Raw genomic sequence first — 17895 nt, forward strand, 5'->3', positions numbered from 1 at the left:
CTCTTTTTTGAACTAGAATTGCGATGTTTGTATTGAATAAAACATCGGTTTTTAAAAATGTCAAAAAGCAACTTAATCTCCCTAGTAGAATTTAAGAATATCGCCAAAAGTAAAGCGGTTACGCTTCAAAGCTTATTTCCTGAAATAGCATTTTCAAAGGTGCTTAAAATGGATATGAATACAGAGGTTTTACCCGACTCCAATTACGATACTGTTCTAGAATTAGGTAAAGCAATTGCTACAATACAATTAAAAAATCCAAGGTCGCTGCTAGCAAATGGCTATCTTGAAAAACGGAAATTTTATACCACCGATGCTTATAAAAGAACGCTTGAAAACCAAACCGAATACCGAAATATACACCTTGGAACCGACTTCTGGGTACAAGAAAACACAACTATTTGCGTCCCGTTTGCTGGCAAAATCGTGATTAAACAGGACAACAATTTTCCAAAAGATTACGGTCCTACCTTGGTTTTAGAACACACTTTTAAAGATTTAAAATTCTACACCCTATACGGGCATCTTTCACGAAGCAGCTTGGGTTTTCATAAAGAAGGAGATTTTCTAAAAGCGGGAGATTTTCTTGGCCACATTGGAACTGCTGCAGAAAATGGCGGCTGGGAGCCTCACTTACACTTTCAGGTGATACTGGATTTATTGGGAAACACTAAAAATTTTCCTGGAGTAGCATTTCCATCTGAAATAGAAAAGTGGAAGAGTATATGCCCAGATCCTTCACTACTATTTACTGAGAATTTTTAAAACCCTTAACACGATTTACATGAAAAATACACTGCTTCTTTTTTTACTTATTATTTCATTAAACAGCCTTGCTCAAACTGAAACTCAAGATAAAAAAGCGATTCTTAAGGTATTAAAAACACAAGAAGACGCATGGAATCAAAATAATCTTGAAAACTTTATGCACGGATATTGGAAAAGCGATTCATTAAAATTCTATGGTAGTAACGGAGTAACATTTGGTTGGCAGAATACATTAAACAATTACCTAAAAGGATATCCGACGAAAGAATATACAGGAACACTTTCATTTACCATTGATGCCATCACCAAAATTGAAAATGCTTCTTATTATGTAATGGGACAATATCATTTGGTGCGAAATGCAGGAAATGCAAATGGTGTTTTTCTAATTATTTTCAGAAAAATAGCAGGTGAATGGAAAATTATTGCAGATTTAAGCTGTTAGTTTCCTTGTATCCGCTCCCAAAGGTTTGAAAGTATTTTTTTGGCATCGCGTGTATCCTTAGGCTCTTCCATCACTTTTAGTGCTCCATCCTCTTTTTTAAGTAAAAAACTAAAAGCATATTTAGGTTTAGAAAGATCTGCGCTCAACATTCCAAAACGAAGATCGTTTAAATAAACCCCATCTTCTCTTTCAGTAACAGTATACCATCCTTGTGTAATTTTTATAAGCCGCTGTACTCCCGCTTCATTTCTTAAACCTCCTAAGGCTTCGTGATTTTTAGGATGTACTGAAAACTGGATTGGTTTTGTATCAAAAAAAGAATAATCGCCTATTAAAAAGGCATCATCCGTTTCCACATTTGCCGTCCATAAAATAGTATTCATCGGGCTAGGCTTTGTTTCCAAAGCAGTGTATTCTATATTTTGATTGCTAAGTGCGGCTTCAAATTTATAAAAGGAAACTCCTTTTAAAATTAAGGTAAGTAGCATATAAGCACTACTCACAATTAAACCGAGATTATTAAACTTTCTTCTTTTTAAACTTTCTCTTTTTTGAAACATTGCCAGAAGTAAAAACACCAGAAAAGGCAAGGTGTACAAGGGGTCGATCACAAAAATATTTTTATACGCCAGTCGCAAATCAAAAGGCCAAAATAGTTGTGTTCCCCAAGTGGTATGTGCGTCAAGCAAGGGATGTGTAACAAAGCATAAAAACCAAAACCAAGACCATTCTTTTACAGAAGCCCGTTTATCCCAAAGTGAGAGTAACCAGCCAAAAAGCAATCCAAAAACTACTGCAAAAACGATGGAATGGGTAAAACCCCGATGAATTTCTAATGCTGAAACGGTATCTGTAAAATTAGTCGCAATTACATCTAAATCTGGAATAGTGCCCGCAATAGCACCTAAAACCATCGCTTTATTGCCAATTTTTTTTCCTAAAACTGCTTCACCAACTGCGGCGCCCAATACTATCTGTGTTACTGAATCCATTTTGAGAATTTTAATCTACTATTTCCATTTTTTTTAGTAAAAACGAAGCATTCATATTTTGGCAAATCCCAGGTTTAAACTTATAGTCGAAAAAGAGTTCATCATTTTCAATACGTGCATCAAAATAATAATTTTTAACATCAGAAAGTTCTTCGGAAACTGTACAAAGGCTTAAATCGTGGGTAGCAATAATACCTGTGGAATTACTAGCAACAAGCTTTTCAACAAATTTTTTAGACCCTATTGCTTTATCCGTACTATTTGTTCCTTTTAAAATTTCATCTAAAATTATAAAATAACGCTTGGTTTTTATTTGGTCTACAATAAATTTTAAACGTTTTAATTCACTAAAAAAATACGATTCATCATCCGTTAAACTATCTGTGGTACGCATACTTGTTATTAGTTTAATCGGATTGTATTCTGCAGTTTCAGCACAAACAGGCAATCCCATATTTCCCATTACTATTTGCAGTGAAACAGTTCTTAAAAAAGTACTTTTTCCAGCCATATTAGCTCCAGTTATTATAAAAAATTCCTCCGAATTTATTTGAATATCATTATATACCATCGCAGATTCCTTCAATAAAGGATGCCCAGCGCCTTTCACTTTTAAAACGGGAATAGCATCGTTTATTTGTGGAAAAACATAGTTTTGATGGTTAAAAGTAAAGTTCCCCAAGCTGTTATAGGCATCAAAAAAAGTAATAACATCAAACCAAATTGGAACACTTTCTTTGTGTTTTTCTATCCATAGTTCAATATTGTAGCATTGGCGTAGATCACGCAGCATAAATCCATTTGCCACAATACCAATCAGCATATTACTACGTTGATCTAAGGCATCTAAATGTTTCGCAAATTGCTTTAAAATAGCAGAAGCTTTAGTTGAAGTACCAACTATTAAATTTCGTTTTTCAGTAAGAATTGCTGAAGAAAACTCCTGATTTTCAATTTCTAAAATAAGTTTATGAAACTGCTCGAAAGTGCTTTGAATTTTTGAGGTATGCGATGATAAGTCATTCACATTTTTTAAATAGCGGCCTGAAATAATCAAACCCAAGAAGAACCATCCACCAATTACATAACCAGAAATTAAATCTAGATAATTCAATACAATCAATACTACAGATAGGATTGAAAACACAACTGAAACAGGCTTAATCCACTTAGGAACAAATGTTTTATAATCTTTCAACCACTTTGTTACTTCTAAAGCAGAAACCTCTGTTTTCACTAATGAGGCGGTTGCAGAAAACTGTTGCCGCCAACTTGCAATTTTTGAAAGTTCATTAATTGCGTCTTGCTTTTCTGTGATAGAATCTATTTTATTTTCAGTAAAAAGTTTCGCTAAAAAATCGGAGCCACTTTCTAAAGCGGTTCTATTTAGGTATTGAAAAAAAGAACCTTTACCAAAAAGATCAATATCCTGACTGTAAAAATGAAGCGGATCATTGTATTTTTCGCCAGAAGGTAGCTGATGAAAAACACGATTTAAAACCTGAAGTTCGGTTTCATTTTGCGCGATTAAAACTTTCCTTAAGTCACGTTTGTATTGCAATTCACTATGTTTTGTAACCAAATAAATAAAAGTAGCAATTGCAAGAATTATAATAGGAATGACAATTTGGACGTTGCCAAAGAAAAAGTAAACACCCGCGCACGCAAGAAGAAAAACCACTAGCCGAATGCTACTGGAAACCGCAAGCTTTTGCTTTATTTTTTGTAATTCTTCGGTATGGAATTCAATTTGTTGGGTATAAAAATCTGAAGGAGAATTCATTTAATTTTTTAAGATTTTAAAGTGAGGCAAGGTCAGCTTGAAGTTTTTTTGTGAGGCTTTTTACAACCAAATTATACGAATGGTCTATCAATTCTATAATAAGTTCGTGGGGCAAATTAGTTTCCAAAGCAATCGTATTCCAATGTACTTTACTCATATGGTATCCCGGAATTATCAAGCCATCAAATGTTTCGCGCAGCTCAATGGCACGTTCTGGGTCGCATTTTAAGTTTGCTGCAACGGGATGACGCTCCAAGCTTGTTAACGCAAACATTTTGCCCATTACCTTAAAAACAAGGGTTTTTTCATCAAAAGGGAAAGATTCCGTAACGCCTTTTTTTGAAATGCAATACTCCCGAAATTCTTCTATGTTCATTCTTTTAACTTTGGGCTCTCTATGGAATCAAATAATGCGGTATAATCTAACCTCCAATTTATGGTTTCTACCAATTTTTCAACTAGTTGAATAGTTTCTAATGCCTGTTTTGAAGCTTCGGTATACAAGCCACTTCCTGGAACTTTATCTACAATATGCTTTTTTGCTTCTTGGTTAATTTCTGTAAGATCTGCAGCTGTAAAAGGATTTGCCCAACCTTCACGTTTGTCATAATACTTAAAATCTGTTTCAATAGTAAGTAATTCTGGTTGTGGAAAATTTGTTAAAATGATGGTTTTATTTTTGGTGTCAGCCTCCATTTTCAATTTTGTAAGATCAAAACCAATATGTGCTTTTGCTTCAATTAAAACCAGGGCTTTCTTTTTCCCTAAAAGTAAATTAAGCCATTTATCCTTTACATTTTCATAATAGAATATTTCAGAAAAATCGCCTTCCACAGTAATAAACTTGCAGACACTCCTAATTTTCTCCATCAGGATAACAGACTGGGTATTTGTTTTCTCTTTTTTACCTACACCCCCAAAACGGCCATAAATAAAGTAAGCCAATACAGCTCCTACTGCTAAACCTATAAAAAGTTCTTCCATTTGGTAAAGATAAAACAATTGAAAATGAATTCTATAAAAGTTTATAGAGAACAGGTTTGCTAGGCGATGCATCGTTATGAAACGAAGCCATTTGAAGGTTTAACAGATAGCTACCGTCTTTTATGGAATCTAAAACGAAAATAAATTCCGTAATTGTAGCATCTTTACGCGGTTTTTCGGGGTAATTCCAAAATGCTTTATGCGCTAGCAGCTTGCCTTCGTCGCGTTCTTTATCAACCGAAGGAAGATCAATCAATAAATGTTTTACGCCTATTTCCCTTAAAAACAAAGCTGCCTTTTCGTCAAGAAAAGGCCAGTTTGTATCCGACCAATATTTAGATTTTTTTTTAGAATCATTCGGAAGTGTTCTAATTACAACTGCTTCGGGCGTTTTTCTATTTAATGCTTTTATAATACTTTCCTTTAAAATAATTTCATCCGCCCCTACTTTTTCTGGTATTACAGAAATAACTTCAGCTAAAAAAAAGAAGGTTTTTAATGCTTCATTGACAGCGTAAAATTCTTCTGAAATATGCCCGAAACTTTCGGTATGTGTACCGTGTGCGTGGGGGTTAAAAAAAATATTATTAAAATTTACCGAAGCACCCTCAGCAACTTTCCCCGTCCAATCGCCCATTTTAACAGGTTCTATGGTGGGTTTGTTTAAATACCACGCCAAGGGATTTTTTTCCGTAGCCTGCAATGGAATTGAAATATCCAAAGGTTTGGAAAGATCTACTTGTATGGTCTCGGCATGAATTTGAATCGTTGTTTTCATCCATCTAAATTTACTAAGAATAAATCTGCCGCAATTCCATCACTTAAAAATTTTCCTGCTTTAGAGATTTTCAAGCTTTCATTTTCACGAATCAACAGCCCTTTTTCTATATTATTCTTGGCGTGTTTTAAAATATATTCTAAATAATCGCTTCCAAAATCAATTTCAATTTTCTCTAACGAAATACCCCATTTTGTGCGAAGACCAGTCATTATATATTCGTTATACCTGTTCTCCTTTGAAAGTATTTCACTTTCTGAAGGCAGTATTCCGGCTCCAATACTTTTACTATATTTTGTGTTGTTTGAAACATTCCAACTACGTGATTTTCCAGTATAACTATGTGCCGACGGACCGATTCCCAAATACGTTTTCCCTTGCCAATACGCAGTATTATTACGAGAATGAAAGCCTATTTTTCCGAAATTTGAGAATTCGTAATTTTCATAAGTTGCTTTTTCAGTTTTAGAAAGTAGCAATTCATAATGCTGCTTCGCAACTTCTTCATCTACCGCGGGCACAATTCCTTCAGCGATAAATTTTTTTAAAGCTGTTTTTGGCTCGACTGTTAAAGCATAACACGAAAGGTGTGGCACGTCTAATTTTAAAGCTATTTCAAGATTTTCTTGCCAACGTTCATTGCTCATTCTCGGAATTCCATAAATTAAATCGATGCTAATATTTTCAAAATATTTCTTTGCTTCCTGGATACAATGCAAGGCTTCAGAAGCATTATGGGCGCGATTCATCAGTTTTAAATCCTCTTCAAAGAAGGATTGAACACCAATACTCAGTCGATTTACAGGACTTTTCGACAATTGGAGTATCACTTCTTTGGTTAAATCATCTGGATTGGCTTCAAGAGTGATTTCTGGGTCTTTAGAAACGGAATAATTTAAGAAAATAGTTTTAAAAATCTGATCTAAGTCTTCAGAAGAAAGCAAACTCGGTGTTCCTCCGCCAAAATAAATGGTTTCTACGTCTTCATTTAATTCATTTTTTCGAAGTACTAATTCTTTACAGAGTGAAGCGACCAATTCGCTTTTTTTCTTCAAAGATGTAGAAAAATGAAAATCGCAATAATGGCAAGCTTGCTTGCAAAAGGGAATGTGAATGTAAATTCCGCTCATTTTATTCTAAATTAAACATCATTTCTTGACTCTTGATTCGTTTTGTTTTACAAAAGCTGCCCAGCCAGTGTAATTTTTTCCTGTCTCAACTTTTCCCGAATTATAAAAATGACAAACCGCAGCGGCAAGCCCATCGGTGCTATCCAAGTTTTTAGGTAATTCTTTCAAGTTCAATAAACTTTGAAGCATTTTTGCTACCTGCTCTTTACTGGCATTTCCATTTCCTGTTATTGCCATTTTAATTTTTTTTGGAGAATATTCGGTTATTGGAATTTGACGTGACAACCCCGCTGCCATTGCAACACCTTGAGCTCTTCCAAGTTTTAACATCGATTGAACGTTTTTTCCAAAAAAGGGGGCTTCAATAGCTATTTCGTCTGGATTATGAGTATCTATAAGTTCAATTGTGCGTTCAAAAATTAATTTCAATTTTAAATAATGATCGTCATATTTTTGAAGTTGCAATTCGTTAAGTTGCAAAAACGCCATCTTTTTACCAACCACTCTTATAAGTCCAAACCCCATAATTGTGGTTCCTGGATCTATCCCCAAAATTATTTTTTCTGTTTTTTGCTCCATTCTAAAAAAAATCTGCTTTCAAGGGAATTCGTATTTTAGCACCATGATTACCCTATCCTACAAAGCTAAACAATATCTGCTTGCCGCTGCGAAAGTTTTAGTTCTCGCCATAACTTTTGGGTATATCTATTATAAAATGAATGCTAACCCTGCTTTAAATTTTAAAGAATTTACAACAGCATTTTTTTCTAAAGGAATTACTTCTAGTTATTTGCTTTTATTGTTTACATTTCTCGCCGCCGCAAATTGGTTTTTTGAAATCTTAAAATGGAAAACTTTAGTTTCAAGTTTTGAAACTATTTCGATGCGAACTGCACTAAAACAAAGTTTAGCATCACTCACGGTTTCATTGGCTACGCCAAATAGGGTGGGCGAATATGGTGCAAAAGCGTTGTTTTTTGACCCGCAAAAGCGCAAAAAAATTTTATTGCTAAATTTCTATTCAGGGGCTTTACAAATGTTGGTTACAAGTATTTTTGGCACTGTTGGGTTGTTTTATTTTGTGCAAAAATTCAACATTGCTTTTTCAATAGAAAGTATATTAATTATTGGTTTTATACTCCTTCTACTACTTGGGGTTGCTTATTGTTTTAAGGAAAAAGAGTTGCTTTTAAAAGGTTTTTCAATTGCAAAAACAGTTCGGTTTTTTAAAACCATTGCGGCAGTCATAAAAGTTAAGGCATTTCTTTTTTCCATAGTGCGCTATACTATTTTCAATTTTCTTTTTTATGGACTACTATTATTTTTTGGAGCTCAAATTAATCCTTTTGAAGCCTTTCCACTGCTATTTGCAATGTATTTTTTGGTTTCCATCCTACCTACCCTTTTTATTTTCGACCTAATTATTCGCGGGGGGGTGGCGGTTTGGGTGTTTTCGTATACTGGGATTCCAGAATTGGTAATTGTATCAACTGTATTTACAATGTGGCTTTTAAATTTTGTATTGCCTGCCTTTATTGGAAGTTTTTTCGTACTCACTTATCAACCTACAACCCGATGATGTGGGCTTTGATATTCCTTTTCTCCTGCTATTTTAGTGGTATGATGGCAATCGTTTATGGGTTTAGAAAACTACCTTTATTTTCTTCAGATGCAATAGAACCAATAATACATTTTAGTGTAATAATTCCTTTTCGAAATGAAGCAGAAAATCTTCCAAATTTGTTAAACACCATTGAAGCTTTAAACTATCCTTCAGCACTTTTTGAGGTTATTTTTGTAAATGATGCTTCCGAAGATAATTCTGAAAAAATAGTTGGTGAAGCAATTGAAAAAAGTAAATTTTCATTAAAACTGATTCAAAACAATCGCCTTTCAAATTCTCCAAAAAAAGATGCAATTACAGAAGCTATCCGTATATCAAAAAACCAATGGATGGTTACAACCGACGCAGATTGCGACCTTCCAAAAAATTGGTTAAAAACCTTAGACAATTTCATTCAGAAAAAAAACCCTGTGATGGTCTGCGGCCCAGTTATTTATAAAACATGTGGTAATACTCTTGAAAATTTTCAACAAGTAGATGGGTTTAGTTTACAAGCGATAACTATTGGTAGTTTTGGTCTTAAAAATCCACTGCTTAGCAACGGGGCAAATCTAGCGTACACTAAAGATTGTTTTTTGAAAGTAAATGGATTTACGGCTAACAATCACATAGCGAGTGGCGATGATATTTTCTTGCTTGAGAAGGTAAAAAAAACATTTTCTAAGCAAATACATTTTTTAAAATCTAAAGATTTCATTGTTTCCACCAAACCACAAAAAAAATGGAAAAACACTATAAACCAACGAGTTCGTTGGGCTTCAAAAACATCTAAACAGAAAAGTATCGCTTCACTTATTTTGGGCTTGTTAGTTTTAGTGGTAAATATTATCTTTTTGACACTTCCCTTTTTTATGATTTTTGATTATGAAAATATAGCAATTTATATTCTTTTACTCTACTTCAAAATAATAATAGATTATAGCGTTGTGTATCCATCGGCAAAGTTTTTCAGTAAAGAATTTAAGTTTTGGAGCTTTCAATGGCTGCAAATAGTATATGCTTCAATTATAATTATTATTGTTCTAAAAAGTCTTCGAGGTCGTTATTATTGGAAAGGACGCGCCTTTGTAAATCAGTGATTAATAGATTTAATTTTTTACCTTAGCCATTCCTAAAAACCACGTATTTATGAAATCGTTCCTTTCGCTTTTCATCATTTTTCTTTTATACTCCACAGGAAATATTCAAGCGCAACAACAGTATAAGATTGCTGGAAAAACTTATAGCTTACATACAGAAGTTGAGGGACCGCTAACTTTATTATGGAATTCAATTGAAGGGGAATACCAATATTTTGTACAAAAGGATAACGTTATTGTAGCGCTTAAAAACACCAAAAAAGAAGGCAATTATCAAGAAGAATATAAAGAAACCTTACAGCATTTAACGGATGACGCCATAGTTTCAACTGCAAAAGTGAAATTTACACTCGCTAGTTTGCAAGCTTTTTGTGTGGAATACAACACGAAAAGAGACCCGAGTTTTAATAGTAACGAAAAATCTATTGGCCTTAAACTTCGGCTTGGTGTTTTTGCTGGAGTAACAAATAGTATTTATACTGAAAACCCAACAAATGCCATTCAACCATTGGCTGGAGTAGATTTAGAGTTAATTGATAATGTAAAGCTGAAAAGACACGCCATGGTAGTACGCTTTAAACAGGTTTTTGAGAGTAGCGACTACAGCTATTCTGCATCACAATTATCCTTAAATTATCGTTTTAAATTTATTAAAACATCCAAATTTGATCTATATGTAAATTGCAAGTTTGTATCTTTTACTCACTCAAAAAAAGAAGTCACCTACCTTACTACTGATCAACCTGCCCCACAGGTTTTAATTACAGAGACTCAATCTGGCAGTGATTTTAACACTCCTGTTACCCTCGGAATTGGCGCAGATTATAAGATTGGCAACGGCTTTATAACTTTCAATTACAATGATTTTGTGGGCTTAAGTGTGGAGAGCAATGACGAATTTCCTATAGCTTTTACACTAGGTTACAAATTCAACCTTTAATTAATTGGTCTGGATAACAACAGGCAATACAAACTGTGTTTTCACAGGAATCCCTCTTTTATAGGCCGGAGAAACGGGCTGTAAAGAATCTATACTTTCCAACAACCATTGTTCTAAATTTGGAAATTCTTTTTGTAAAACGGTGTCCATTTTTATTTGAAGAATTGATAATTTACCATTACTACTCACTTCAAAATTTACCATTACAGTATCGTAAACCTCTCGAGCAGCAACCAAGCTTCCGTGACTAATGGACTGATGTATTTGGGTGCGTATTGTATTTATAAAACAATTTTTTTGTTCTGGTTTCTCCAGAGAATCTTCGCAGTTTGAAAAATAGGGGTAGCGATCTACGTCTTTCCAGTTTATAGCTTCAATCTCTTCAGTATAAATTTTTTCCGAAGAAACTCTTTCAGTCTCAAAAAACTGGCAAGAAGTTGCCAGAAACATTAAAAAAAGTAAAAGAAAACTGTGTTTCATTTCAGAAATAATTCGACTTGAAAAGTACAAATTTACAGAAACTTAACGTCTTGCAAACACAAGTAATTATTGATTCTTAAAGCCGAAGAATATCTTCGGCTTTAAGAATGCAATGTTTTATGATTTATTTTACTTCAAAAATAATTGGCAATGAATAAAGTACTCCAACTTTTTCTCCTTTTTGTTCGCCAGCTTCCATTTGTGGAAGCATTTTAATTACACGAATGGCTTCCGCCTCTAATTCTGGTTTTGGTGCTCGCGCACGCACATCTGTAACCCTTCCAGTATTATCAACTTTAAACTGAACAGCAATCCGTTGCTGGCCAGAAAGGTTTAGTTTATCAGCTAGTTTGATGTTAAAATTGGTATTGACAAAAGCTGCAATATTTTCAGAAAAACATTTTTTCATCGCTTCCCTATCGCCTGAACACCCTGGATAAGTCGGCACTTTTTCAATCGCAGAAAAGGGGACATCTAGAGTGTTGGCCTCCTTATTTTCATCTAAGTATTCTTGTACAGAACTGTAAACTTTGTCGCCAGGTTCCGCTTTTGTCGTTAAAAACTTAAGCGCTTTTTCCTCTTCCGCTGTCATATCACCCTTTTTCATAATAGCTTCGGCCAGTTCGTTAATTTTGGTCATCACTTCGGAGTCTGATTGTGAAACAATTTGTGTTTCATCAACTTTAGGGGCATCGCTACAAGCGGTGTAAACTAACATGCCGCAAATAATTGGAAGTATTAATAAATACTTTAATTGGGCGGTTTTTCTTGATTTTGATTTTTGTAACATACGAATTCGTTTTTTGATTAATGATTGATTGAAAAATGTATTGATGAATGAAATTTTTTCTGTTTGAAAAACTTCAGAAAGAAGGTTTTGATAGTATTGTTTTTTGTCCTTTTGTGCAGTCACTTTAGCATCTGCGATATATTCATGAAGTATTGTAATTCTGCTTTGAAACAAATAAATCATTGGGTTGAACCAAACCAAAATGCGAAGTATTTCAAAAAAAAGCAAGTCTAGGGTATGTCTTTCCTCAATATGAATTTTTTCGTGAGCGATAATGCTAACTTTAGTCTCTTTAGAAATATGCTCCCCTAAAAAAATAGTGCTAAAAAATGAAAACGCAGTATCGGTTTTTGGTAAAATGACAACATTAAATCCAGCGCATTTTTCTGTTTTTCCAGTACGTTTCAGTTTTAGTATTTTATATAGTTTCAAAAAAAAAAATAGGGTGCTAACAAACGCGCCCACAATCCAAACGTCTATTAAACTAGGCATCCATAGGTTGTCTACACTTAAAATTGTATCCGAAATATTATTTCCGACGACTACAGCTGGAAGCTGAATTATATATTCTTGCGGAATGTTTTTTTGAATAAAACCTAAGCTAATAAAAGGTAAAACAAATCCAAAAGTGGAAGTTAGTAGCAAGTATATTCTATTGATTCCAAAAAACGTTTCTTTCTTTAGAAAAAGATCATAAACGGCCAAAAACAAGATTTGGAAAACAAGAATTTGGATAATGGAATGTATCATTTTTCAGACTTTTCAGAGTTAATTTCATTCATAATAACCTCCATTTCTTGAATACTGATATCGTTTTTTTTCATAAAAAAAGAAACCATACTCTTAAAGGAACCTTGAAAATAGCCGTCCATCAACTTATTTAAAGATTGGTTGCTATACTCTGTTTTTTTAACTTTTGGAAAATATACGTGTCCGCGACCTTCTTTTCTATAATCTACAAACTCCTTGCTTTCAAGAATCCTGACAATCGTGGAAACGGTATTGTAGGCAGGTTTAGGGTTTGGTAATTCTTCAATTATTGATGCTACATTGGCTTCTTTCAAATCCCAAAGAATCTGCATTATATCCTCTTCTGCTTTTGTTAATTGTTTCATAGTTATTTATAAATGAGTTCAAATATAACTAAAATTTTAGTTTAAACTAGTTTTTTAGTTATACTTTTTAAAAAAAAAACCTCAAAAGCAATAAATAACTTTGAGGTTTTTTTGGTTACGTTTTATTTTAAATCCACGTAGTTTTTTCTTCAATCGTGCTTTTTCGGGTACCTTCAGGGAGTGCTCCGTCATACTTTCCTAAGTATAAAAAACCTAAACATTGTTCCCCTTCTTCCATTTGAATCATTTTATTCATAAATTTTATAATCCCTGGAGATGACCAATACGCGCCAATTTTCAGTTCATGAGCAGTAAGCCACATATTTTGCACTGCCATAGCTGTTGCGGCAACCTCTTCCCATTCTGGGAGAATTCCGTTTGTGTCGCGCTGCATACATATTGCCAGTACACATCCTGCTTTTACAGGATTGTTCGTAAGCTTGTTAAATGTAAATTCTGAATAATTTTCAGTAGTTTCTTTATAGGTCTCAGCGAGAAATTTTCCAAGTTCTATTTGTGCTTCGCCATGAAAAACCTTAAAACGCCAAGGTTCCGTTCGTTTATGAGTAGGAGCCCAATTAGCAGCTTCAAGGATGTTTAAAATCTCTTCTTTCGTAATTTTCTGGTCGTTATACTGTGCCGGAAAAACGGAACGACGGCTTTTAATAAGTTCTAAAATCATTTTATTTTTTGTAGGTGAATATACTAAATGCGCCTTTTATAAAAAATAGTTTTAGTTTAAATTAAGGGTTTAAAATTACTTAGAAAGCCAGTAAATATATCTACCTGCGTGGTGGTTTTTTTTTATCAGCTTTAGACCCAATTTTAGACATAGCACATCTAAAACCAATAAAATCTGTAGCCAGCTATTGTGGCAAAAACGTCTTTATGAAGGATCTAACCAATATTCTTTGTTACACCAAGAACCTTCTTTATAAACACGAGCTTCATCATTACTTAACTAAAGACAGTCAACGCTATTTAGGGAAGTTCAAACTAAGCATTGTGTTGAAAATTAAAAAATAGTATTTTAGCGGCATGCTATCAAAAAAAACAAAATATGGCATTAAAGCCCTTACCTTCCTAGCAAAACAAGAAGGGAGAAAACCTGTTAGAATTGCGGAGATTTCTGAGAGTGAGAACATTTCTTTAAAGTTTTTAGAAAGTATTTTATTAACGCTAAAAAAAAATGGTTTTTTAGGAGCTAAAAAAGGGCAAGGAGGAGGTTATTATCTTCTCAAAGATGCAAAAGACATAAAAATGACAGAAATTATGCGTGTTCTAGAAGGTCCCATTGCAATGGTACCCTGTGTAAGCCTAAATTTTTATGAAAAGTGCAACGACTGCCCTGATGAAAACCTTTGTGCAGTACACAGTCTAATGATTCAAGTACGCGATAGTACCCTAAACATTTTCAGAAACACAAGTCTTGCCGATTTAATTAAATCCTAAAAAGCAATTTTATTACGATTATTTGCAATTAGATTTTGTTAAGTTAATAATTGTATTTATGTTTGTACCCTATTTATCCGATAGGATAAAAAGACTATAAATTAAATACAACAATTATTGCCACTTTAAAGCTAAATAGCACTAAAAATATAGAAGGAGAAAATGTAAAACGTAGTCTTTTAAAAACAATAAGTTGGCGCGTAATTGACATATTGGACACCATAACTATATCCTGGTTAATCACAGGTACATTAGCCTTAGCTTTTTCTATTGGTTTGGTAGAGCTCGCTACAAAAATGGTGCTGTACTACTTTCACGAACGCACTTGGAATAAAATAAAATGGGGAACAAAATAAGATATTATGGATATACAAAAGTTAAACAGTAGATTAAGCAGTGCTACACCTCAAGAAATTATTTCTTGGGCTTTATCTGTAGCTAAAAAACCAATTATCACTACAAATTTTAGTCCGTATTCTGCCTCTATATTGCACGCAGTAGTTACACAAAAACCAACTATTGAAGTGGTTTGGGTAGATACGGGTTATAATACATCACAAACCTATAGCTATGCGTTACGTGTAATTGAGCAATTACAACTCAATGTACACACTTATGTTCCTAGGCAATCTGCTGCGTTTAGAAATGTTCAATTAGGTATTCCGTCTGTAGAGGATCCCAAACACACTTTGTTTACAGAGCAGGTAAAACTAGAGCCTTTTAGAAGAGCAATGAACATACATAAACCAGATGTGTGGTTTACAAACCTTAGAAAAGGGCAAACAGCTTTTAGAGATAGTATCGATGTTTTATCATATTCTAAAGATGGTGTACTTAAAGTGAGTCCTTTCTATAATTTTTCTGATGCAGAATTAGATGTATATCTATCGCAACACAAGTTACCCAATGAGTTCAAATACTTTGACCCAACAAAGCAATTAGCCAACAGAGAATGTGGCTTACATATTTAAAATCCTATGAAAAAAAATACATTGCATATAAATCCGCTAGAGAATGAAGCCCTTTATATTTTAAGAGAAGTGGCTGCGCAATTTGAAAAGCCTGTATTGCTTTTTTCGGGAGGAAAAGACTCTATTACTTTGGTACGTTTAGCTCAAAAAGCATTTTATCCAGCAAATATTCCGTTTCCATTATTGCATATAGACACAGGGCATAATTTTCCAGAAACCATAGAATTTAGAGACCAACTTGTTAAAGAATTAGACCTTAATCTTATTGTAAGACACGTACAAGACACCATTGATAGTGGTAAAGTAAAAGAAGAATCTGGCCGTTATGCCAGTCGTAATAATTTACAAACAATCACATTATTAGATGCTATTGAAGAGTTTAAATTCGATGCCTGCATAGGTGGTGCCAGACGCGACGAAGAAAAAGCAAGAGCCAAAGAACGTGTGTTTTCTGTTCGAGACGATTTTGGACAATGGGACGAAAAAAATCAGCGTCCAGAACTTTTCGATATGCTTAATGGACACATAGAGCTTGGGCAAAATGTGCGTGTATTTCCTATTTCTAATTGGACAGAGCTAGATGTTTGGTCTTACATTCAAAAAGAACAAATAGAAATTCCATCCATCTATTTTGCGCATACCAGAGCCACGTTTCTTAGAGATGGCTTAATATGGTCATCAGACGATTCTATAGTGTATCGCGATAAGAATGAAAAAGTAGAAAACCGATTGGTGCGTTTTAGAACCGTTGGCGATATGAGTTGCACGGCTGCGGTACTTTCTAATGCTACAGACATTGATACTGTAGTAGAGGAGATAAAGGCTTCAACCATTTCAGAACGTGGTGCACGTATAGATGACAAACGCTCGGAAGCTGCAATGGAAAAAAGAAAACAACAAGGGTATTTCTAAAAGACTAAAAAAATAAAAAAAATGAACGTTTTAAAAATAGCAACGGCAGGTAGTGTAGATGATGGGAAAAGCACACTTATTGGGCGATTACTTTACGATACAAAATCTCTTACAACAGATAAGTTACAATCCATAAAATCCAAAAGTGAACAGCTAGGTTACGATTATTTAGATTTTTCTCTTGCTACAGATGGCTTGGTGGCTGAACGCGAACAAGGTATTACCATCGATGTGGCTCATATCTATTTCTCAACCCCAAACAAAAGCTACATTATAGCAGACACGCCTGGGCACATAGAGTACACACGCAATATGGTTACAGGAGCCTCTACTTCGCAGGCGTCTATCATACTAATCGATGCCAGAAAAGGGGTAATTGAGCAAACGTACCGCCACTTTTTTATCAATAATTTATTGCGCATAAAAGAGGTGGTTGTCGCTATTAATAAAATGGATTTGGTCGATTTTTCCGAAAACGTTTTTAACGCCATAAAAGCAGATTTTGAAAAACTTTTAGCAAAACGAGACTACAAAGACCAGAAAATAACCTTTATCCCAATAAGTGCTTTAAATGGAGATAATGTAGTGTCAACATCAAGAAAAACACCTTGGTACAAAGGGCAAAGTGTTTTGGAACATCTCGAAAGTTTAGATAATGGAGACATCTATAATGCTGGGACACCACGTTTTCCTGTCCAGTATATTATAAGACCAAAAACCGAAGACTTTCACGATTTTAGAGGATATGCAGGGAAAATCTATGGTGGAGATTTAAGTGTAGGAGATCAGGTGATAGTGCTACCCTCTAACACCACATCAAAAATTAAAGAAATTTATGTGTACGACCAAAAGTACCAAACCGCGTCACGACGTTCTTCAGTTACCATTACACTAGAAGATGATATTAATATATCGCGAGGCGATATGATTGTTAAGGCAAATGATAAACCCACAATCGATAAACAATGTAACGCCATCATTTCCTGGATGGATACACAGCCTTTACAAGCTGATAATAAATACATAATTCAACACGGCGTTAATAAGGTCTTGGGTAAGGTAGAAAATATAACACATAAAATTAGTCCAGATTATTCGGGTATAGATACGTCGGCATCATTGCTTCATCTCAATGATATAGCGCTAGTCAATTTTAAATTTAATAAACCCTTGTATTATGATGCTTTTAAAAAACACAGAACCAATGGTTCATTTATTCTTATCGATAGCCTGTCTAATAATACCGTAGGAGCAGGATTTATTCAGTAATACAAATGAAGTAGAAAATGGCAATTATTATCACAGACGAATGTATTAACTGCGGTGCTTGCGAACCAGAATGTCCAAATACAGCTATATATGAAGGTTCTGAAACTTGGAAATACAAAGATGGCACCAATCTCGCAGGCAATACCGTGACCCTGCCTAATGGAGAAGTTATCAATGCAGACACAAAACAAGAACCTATCTCCGACGAGGTTTATTTTATTGCGCCTAACAAATGTACAGAATGTATTGGCTTTCATGAAGAGCCACAATGTGCTGCTGTATGTCCAGTAGATTGTTGTGTGCCAGATGAAGACCACGTAGAAACAAGAGAAGAGCTATTGGCAAAACAAGCTTTTCTTCACCAATAAAAATTAAAAAATTAC

The 17895-nt window shown here is 34.3% G+C and carries 22 protein-coding genes and 1 pseudogene; 11 read left to right on the forward strand and 12 right to left on the reverse strand.

All coding sequences use genetic code 11. From position 1 onward, the window contains the following. Positions 1–57: 57 nt before the first annotated feature. Both ABJ955_RS03805 and ABJ955_RS03810 read left to right on the forward strand, forming a co-directional pair. Complete coding sequence (locus ABJ955_RS03805) at positions 58–765, forward strand: peptidoglycan DD-metalloendopeptidase family protein (protein WP_347373272.1); 708 nt, start codon at positions 58–60, stop codon at positions 763–765. A gap of 19 nt (positions 766–784) precedes the next feature. Beyond that, entirely contained in the window at positions 785–1213 is a 429-nt protein-coding gene (locus ABJ955_RS03810; protein ID WP_347373273.1) for a nuclear transport factor 2 family protein, read from the forward strand. Here the strand turns inward: ABJ955_RS03810 and ABJ955_RS03815 are convergent. From ABJ955_RS03815 to ruvC, 7 genes are read right to left on the reverse strand one after another with little or no spacing between them, the layout of a single operon-like run. Next, positions 1210–2205, reverse strand: a complete 996-nt coding sequence (locus ABJ955_RS03815; protein ID WP_347373274.1) for a metal-dependent hydrolase — start codon at positions 2203–2205, stop codon at positions 1210–1212. The genes ABJ955_RS03810 and ABJ955_RS03815 overlap by 4 nt on opposite strands. A gap of 10 nt (positions 2206–2215) precedes the next feature. Beyond that, positions 2216–3988, reverse strand: coding sequence for a DNA mismatch repair protein MutS (locus ABJ955_RS03820; RefSeq protein ID WP_347373275.1), 1773 nt, complete (start codon positions 3986–3988; stop codon positions 2216–2218). Positions 3989–4004: 16 nt separating this feature from the next. Beyond that, positions 4005–4364 carry an MmcQ/YjbR family DNA-binding protein gene (locus ABJ955_RS03825; protein ID WP_347373276.1) on the reverse strand — a complete coding sequence of 120 codons (360 nt, stop codon included), beginning with the start codon at positions 4362–4364 and terminating at the stop codon, positions 4005–4007. Further along, a complete protein-coding gene (locus tag ABJ955_RS03830) occupies positions 4361–4972 on the reverse strand; it encodes a DUF4230 domain-containing protein (RefSeq protein ID WP_347373277.1) in 612 nt (203 codons plus the stop codon). The genes ABJ955_RS03825 and ABJ955_RS03830 overlap by 4 nt, the downstream gene beginning before the upstream one ends. A 31-nt stretch (positions 4973–5003) precedes the next feature. Beyond that, the gene (locus ABJ955_RS03835) at positions 5004–5750 is read right to left on the reverse strand and encodes a cyclase family protein (protein ID WP_347373278.1); all 747 of its coding nucleotides are present in this window, start codon (positions 5748–5750) and stop codon (positions 5004–5006) included. Further along, positions 5747–6880, reverse strand: a complete 1134-nt coding sequence (hemW, locus tag ABJ955_RS03840) for a radical SAM family heme chaperone HemW (RefSeq protein ID WP_347373279.1) — start codon at positions 6878–6880, stop codon at positions 5747–5749. The genes ABJ955_RS03835 and hemW overlap by 4 nt, the downstream gene beginning before the upstream one ends. An 18-nt stretch (positions 6881–6898) precedes the next feature. Beyond that, positions 6899–7459: a crossover junction endodeoxyribonuclease RuvC gene (gene ruvC, locus ABJ955_RS03845; protein ID WP_347373280.1), complete on the reverse strand. Its 561-nt coding sequence runs from the start codon at positions 7457–7459 to the stop codon at positions 6899–6901. 43 nt (positions 7460–7502) lie between these two features. On the opposite strand from ruvC, the gene ABJ955_RS03850 reads away from it, so the two are divergent. The 3 genes from ABJ955_RS03850 to ABJ955_RS03860 are packed head-to-tail and all read left to right on the forward strand — an operon-like array spanning position 7503 to position 10523. Further along, a complete protein-coding gene (locus ABJ955_RS03850; RefSeq protein WP_347373281.1) occupies positions 7503–8459 on the forward strand; it encodes a hypothetical protein in 957 nt (318 codons plus the stop codon). After that, a complete protein-coding gene (locus ABJ955_RS03855) occupies positions 8456–9583 on the forward strand; it encodes a glycosyltransferase (RefSeq protein ID WP_347373282.1) in 1128 nt (375 codons plus the stop codon). The genes ABJ955_RS03850 and ABJ955_RS03855 overlap by 4 nt, the downstream gene beginning before the upstream one ends. 49 nt (positions 9584–9632) lie before the next feature. Beyond that, on the forward strand, positions 9633–10523 hold the full coding sequence (locus ABJ955_RS03860) for a hypothetical protein (protein ID WP_347373283.1): 891 nt from the start codon (positions 9633–9635) through the stop codon (positions 10521–10523). Here the strand turns inward: ABJ955_RS03860 and ABJ955_RS03865 are convergent, their stop codons facing one another. From ABJ955_RS03865 to ABJ955_RS03885, 5 genes and pseudogenes are all read right to left on the reverse strand, one after another. Then, positions 10524–11003: a hypothetical protein gene (locus ABJ955_RS03865; protein ID WP_347373284.1), complete on the reverse strand. Its 480-nt coding sequence runs from the start codon at positions 11001–11003 to the stop codon at positions 10524–10526. It abuts the gene before it with no gap. Positions 11004–11127: 124 nt separating this feature from the next. Beyond that, positions 11128–12543, reverse strand: a complete 1416-nt coding sequence (locus ABJ955_RS03870) for a M56 family metallopeptidase (protein ID WP_347373285.1) — start codon at positions 12541–12543, stop codon at positions 11128–11130. Further along, a complete protein-coding gene (locus ABJ955_RS03875) occupies positions 12540–12908 on the reverse strand; it encodes a BlaI/MecI/CopY family transcriptional regulator (RefSeq protein WP_347373286.1) in 369 nt (122 codons plus the stop codon). The genes ABJ955_RS03870 and ABJ955_RS03875 overlap by 4 nt, the downstream gene beginning before the upstream one ends. Positions 12909–13035: 127 nt before the next feature. Beyond that, positions 13036–13590, reverse strand: coding sequence for a nitroreductase (locus ABJ955_RS03880; RefSeq protein ID WP_347373287.1), 555 nt, complete (start codon positions 13588–13590; stop codon positions 13036–13038). 100 nt (positions 13591–13690) lie between these two features. Beyond that, a pseudogene (locus ABJ955_RS03885) lies at positions 13691–13869 on the reverse strand (gliding motility lipoprotein GldJ); the annotation flags it as partial. Positions 13870–13946: 77 nt separating this feature from the next. Here ABJ955_RS03885 and ABJ955_RS03890 point away from each other — a divergent pair. The 6 genes from ABJ955_RS03890 to ABJ955_RS03915 all read left to right on the forward strand — a co-directional run bounded on the left by ABJ955_RS03890 (position 13947) and on the right by ABJ955_RS03915 (position 17880). Next, positions 13947–14360, forward strand: coding sequence for an Rrf2 family transcriptional regulator (locus tag ABJ955_RS03890; RefSeq protein ID WP_347373288.1), 414 nt, complete (start codon positions 13947–13949; stop codon positions 14358–14360). A 188-nt stretch (positions 14361–14548) separates the two neighbouring features. Next, positions 14549–14716: a DUF2061 domain-containing protein gene (locus ABJ955_RS03895; RefSeq protein ID WP_347374358.1), complete on the forward strand. Its 168-nt coding sequence runs from the start codon at positions 14549–14551 to the stop codon at positions 14714–14716. Between the two features lie 6 nt (positions 14717–14722). Then, a complete protein-coding gene (locus tag ABJ955_RS03900; RefSeq protein WP_347373289.1) occupies positions 14723–15331 on the forward strand; it encodes a phosphoadenosine phosphosulfate reductase family protein in 609 nt (202 codons plus the stop codon). A 6-nt stretch (positions 15332–15337) separates the two neighbouring features. Further along, positions 15338–16243, forward strand: coding sequence for a sulfate adenylyltransferase subunit CysD (gene cysD, locus ABJ955_RS03905; protein ID WP_347373290.1), 906 nt, complete (start codon positions 15338–15340; stop codon positions 16241–16243). Between the two features lie 21 nt (positions 16244–16264). Beyond that, positions 16265–17512 (forward strand): GTP-binding protein, encoded by a 1248-nt coding sequence (locus tag ABJ955_RS03910; RefSeq protein WP_347373291.1) that lies wholly within the window; start codon positions 16265–16267, stop codon positions 17510–17512. Positions 17513–17529: 17 nt separating this feature from the next. Beyond that, on the forward strand, positions 17530–17880 hold the full coding sequence (locus tag ABJ955_RS03915; protein ID WP_347373292.1) for a 4Fe-4S dicluster domain-containing protein: 351 nt from the start codon (positions 17530–17532) through the stop codon (positions 17878–17880). Positions 17881–17895 lie beyond the last annotated feature (15 nt).

The organism is Aequorivita sp. Q41 (assembly GCF_039831855.1).
In the GTDB taxonomy this organism is placed as follows: domain Bacteria; phylum Bacteroidota; class Bacteroidia; order Flavobacteriales; family Flavobacteriaceae; genus Aequorivita.

Bases quoted from the DNA above. Each gene is read 5' to 3' on its own strand.
- ABJ955_RS03805 (WP_347373272.1), top strand. From the start codon at position 58: ATGTCAAAAAGCAACTTAATCTCCCTAGTAGAATTTAAGAATATCGCC.
- ABJ955_RS03810 (WP_347373273.1), top strand. From the start codon at position 785: ATGAAAAATACACTGCTTCTTTTTTTACTTATTATTTCATTAAACAGC.
- ABJ955_RS03815 (WP_347373274.1), bottom strand. From the start codon at position 2,205: ATGGATTCAGTAACACAGATAGTATTGGGCGCCGCAGTTGGTGAAGCA.
- ABJ955_RS03820 (WP_347373275.1), bottom strand. From the start codon at position 3,988: ATGAATTCTCCTTCAGATTTTTATACCCAACAAATTGAATTCCATACC.
- ABJ955_RS03825 (WP_347373276.1), bottom strand. From the start codon at position 4,364: ATGAACATAGAAGAATTTCGGGAGTATTGCATTTCAAAAAAAGGCGTT.
- ABJ955_RS03830 (WP_347373277.1), bottom strand. From the start codon at position 4,972: ATGGAAGAACTTTTTATAGGTTTAGCAGTAGGAGCTGTATTGGCTTAC.
- ABJ955_RS03835 (WP_347373278.1), bottom strand. From the start codon at position 5,750: ATGAAAACAACGATTCAAATTCATGCCGAGACCATACAAGTAGATCTT.
- hemW (WP_347373279.1), bottom strand. From the start codon at position 6,880: ATGAGCGGAATTTACATTCACATTCCCTTTTGCAAGCAAGCTTGCCAT.
- ruvC (WP_347373280.1), bottom strand. From the start codon at position 7,459: ATGGAGCAAAAAACAGAAAAAATAATTTTGGGGATAGATCCAGGAACC.
- ABJ955_RS03850 (WP_347373281.1), top strand. From the start codon at position 7,503: ATGATTACCCTATCCTACAAAGCTAAACAATATCTGCTTGCCGCTGCG.
- ABJ955_RS03855 (WP_347373282.1), top strand. From the start codon at position 8,456: ATGATGTGGGCTTTGATATTCCTTTTCTCCTGCTATTTTAGTGGTATG.
- ABJ955_RS03860 (WP_347373283.1), top strand. From the start codon at position 9,633: ATGAAATCGTTCCTTTCGCTTTTCATCATTTTTCTTTTATACTCCACA.
- ABJ955_RS03865 (WP_347373284.1), bottom strand. From the start codon at position 11,003: ATGAAACACAGTTTTCTTTTACTTTTTTTAATGTTTCTGGCAACTTCT.
- ABJ955_RS03870 (WP_347373285.1), bottom strand. From the start codon at position 12,543: ATGATACATTCCATTATCCAAATTCTTGTTTTCCAAATCTTGTTTTTG.
- ABJ955_RS03875 (WP_347373286.1), bottom strand. From the start codon at position 12,908: ATGAAACAATTAACAAAAGCAGAAGAGGATATAATGCAGATTCTTTGG.
- ABJ955_RS03880 (WP_347373287.1), bottom strand. From the start codon at position 13,590: ATGATTTTAGAACTTATTAAAAGCCGTCGTTCCGTTTTTCCGGCACAG.
- ABJ955_RS03890 (WP_347373288.1), top strand. From the start codon at position 13,947: ATGCTATCAAAAAAAACAAAATATGGCATTAAAGCCCTTACCTTCCTA.
- ABJ955_RS03900 (WP_347373289.1), top strand. From the start codon at position 14,723: ATGGATATACAAAAGTTAAACAGTAGATTAAGCAGTGCTACACCTCAA.
- cysD (WP_347373290.1), top strand. From the start codon at position 15,338: ATGAAAAAAAATACATTGCATATAAATCCGCTAGAGAATGAAGCCCTT.
- ABJ955_RS03910 (WP_347373291.1), top strand. From the start codon at position 16,265: ATGAACGTTTTAAAAATAGCAACGGCAGGTAGTGTAGATGATGGGAAA.
- ABJ955_RS03915 (WP_347373292.1), top strand. From the start codon at position 17,530: ATGGCAATTATTATCACAGACGAATGTATTAACTGCGGTGCTTGCGAA.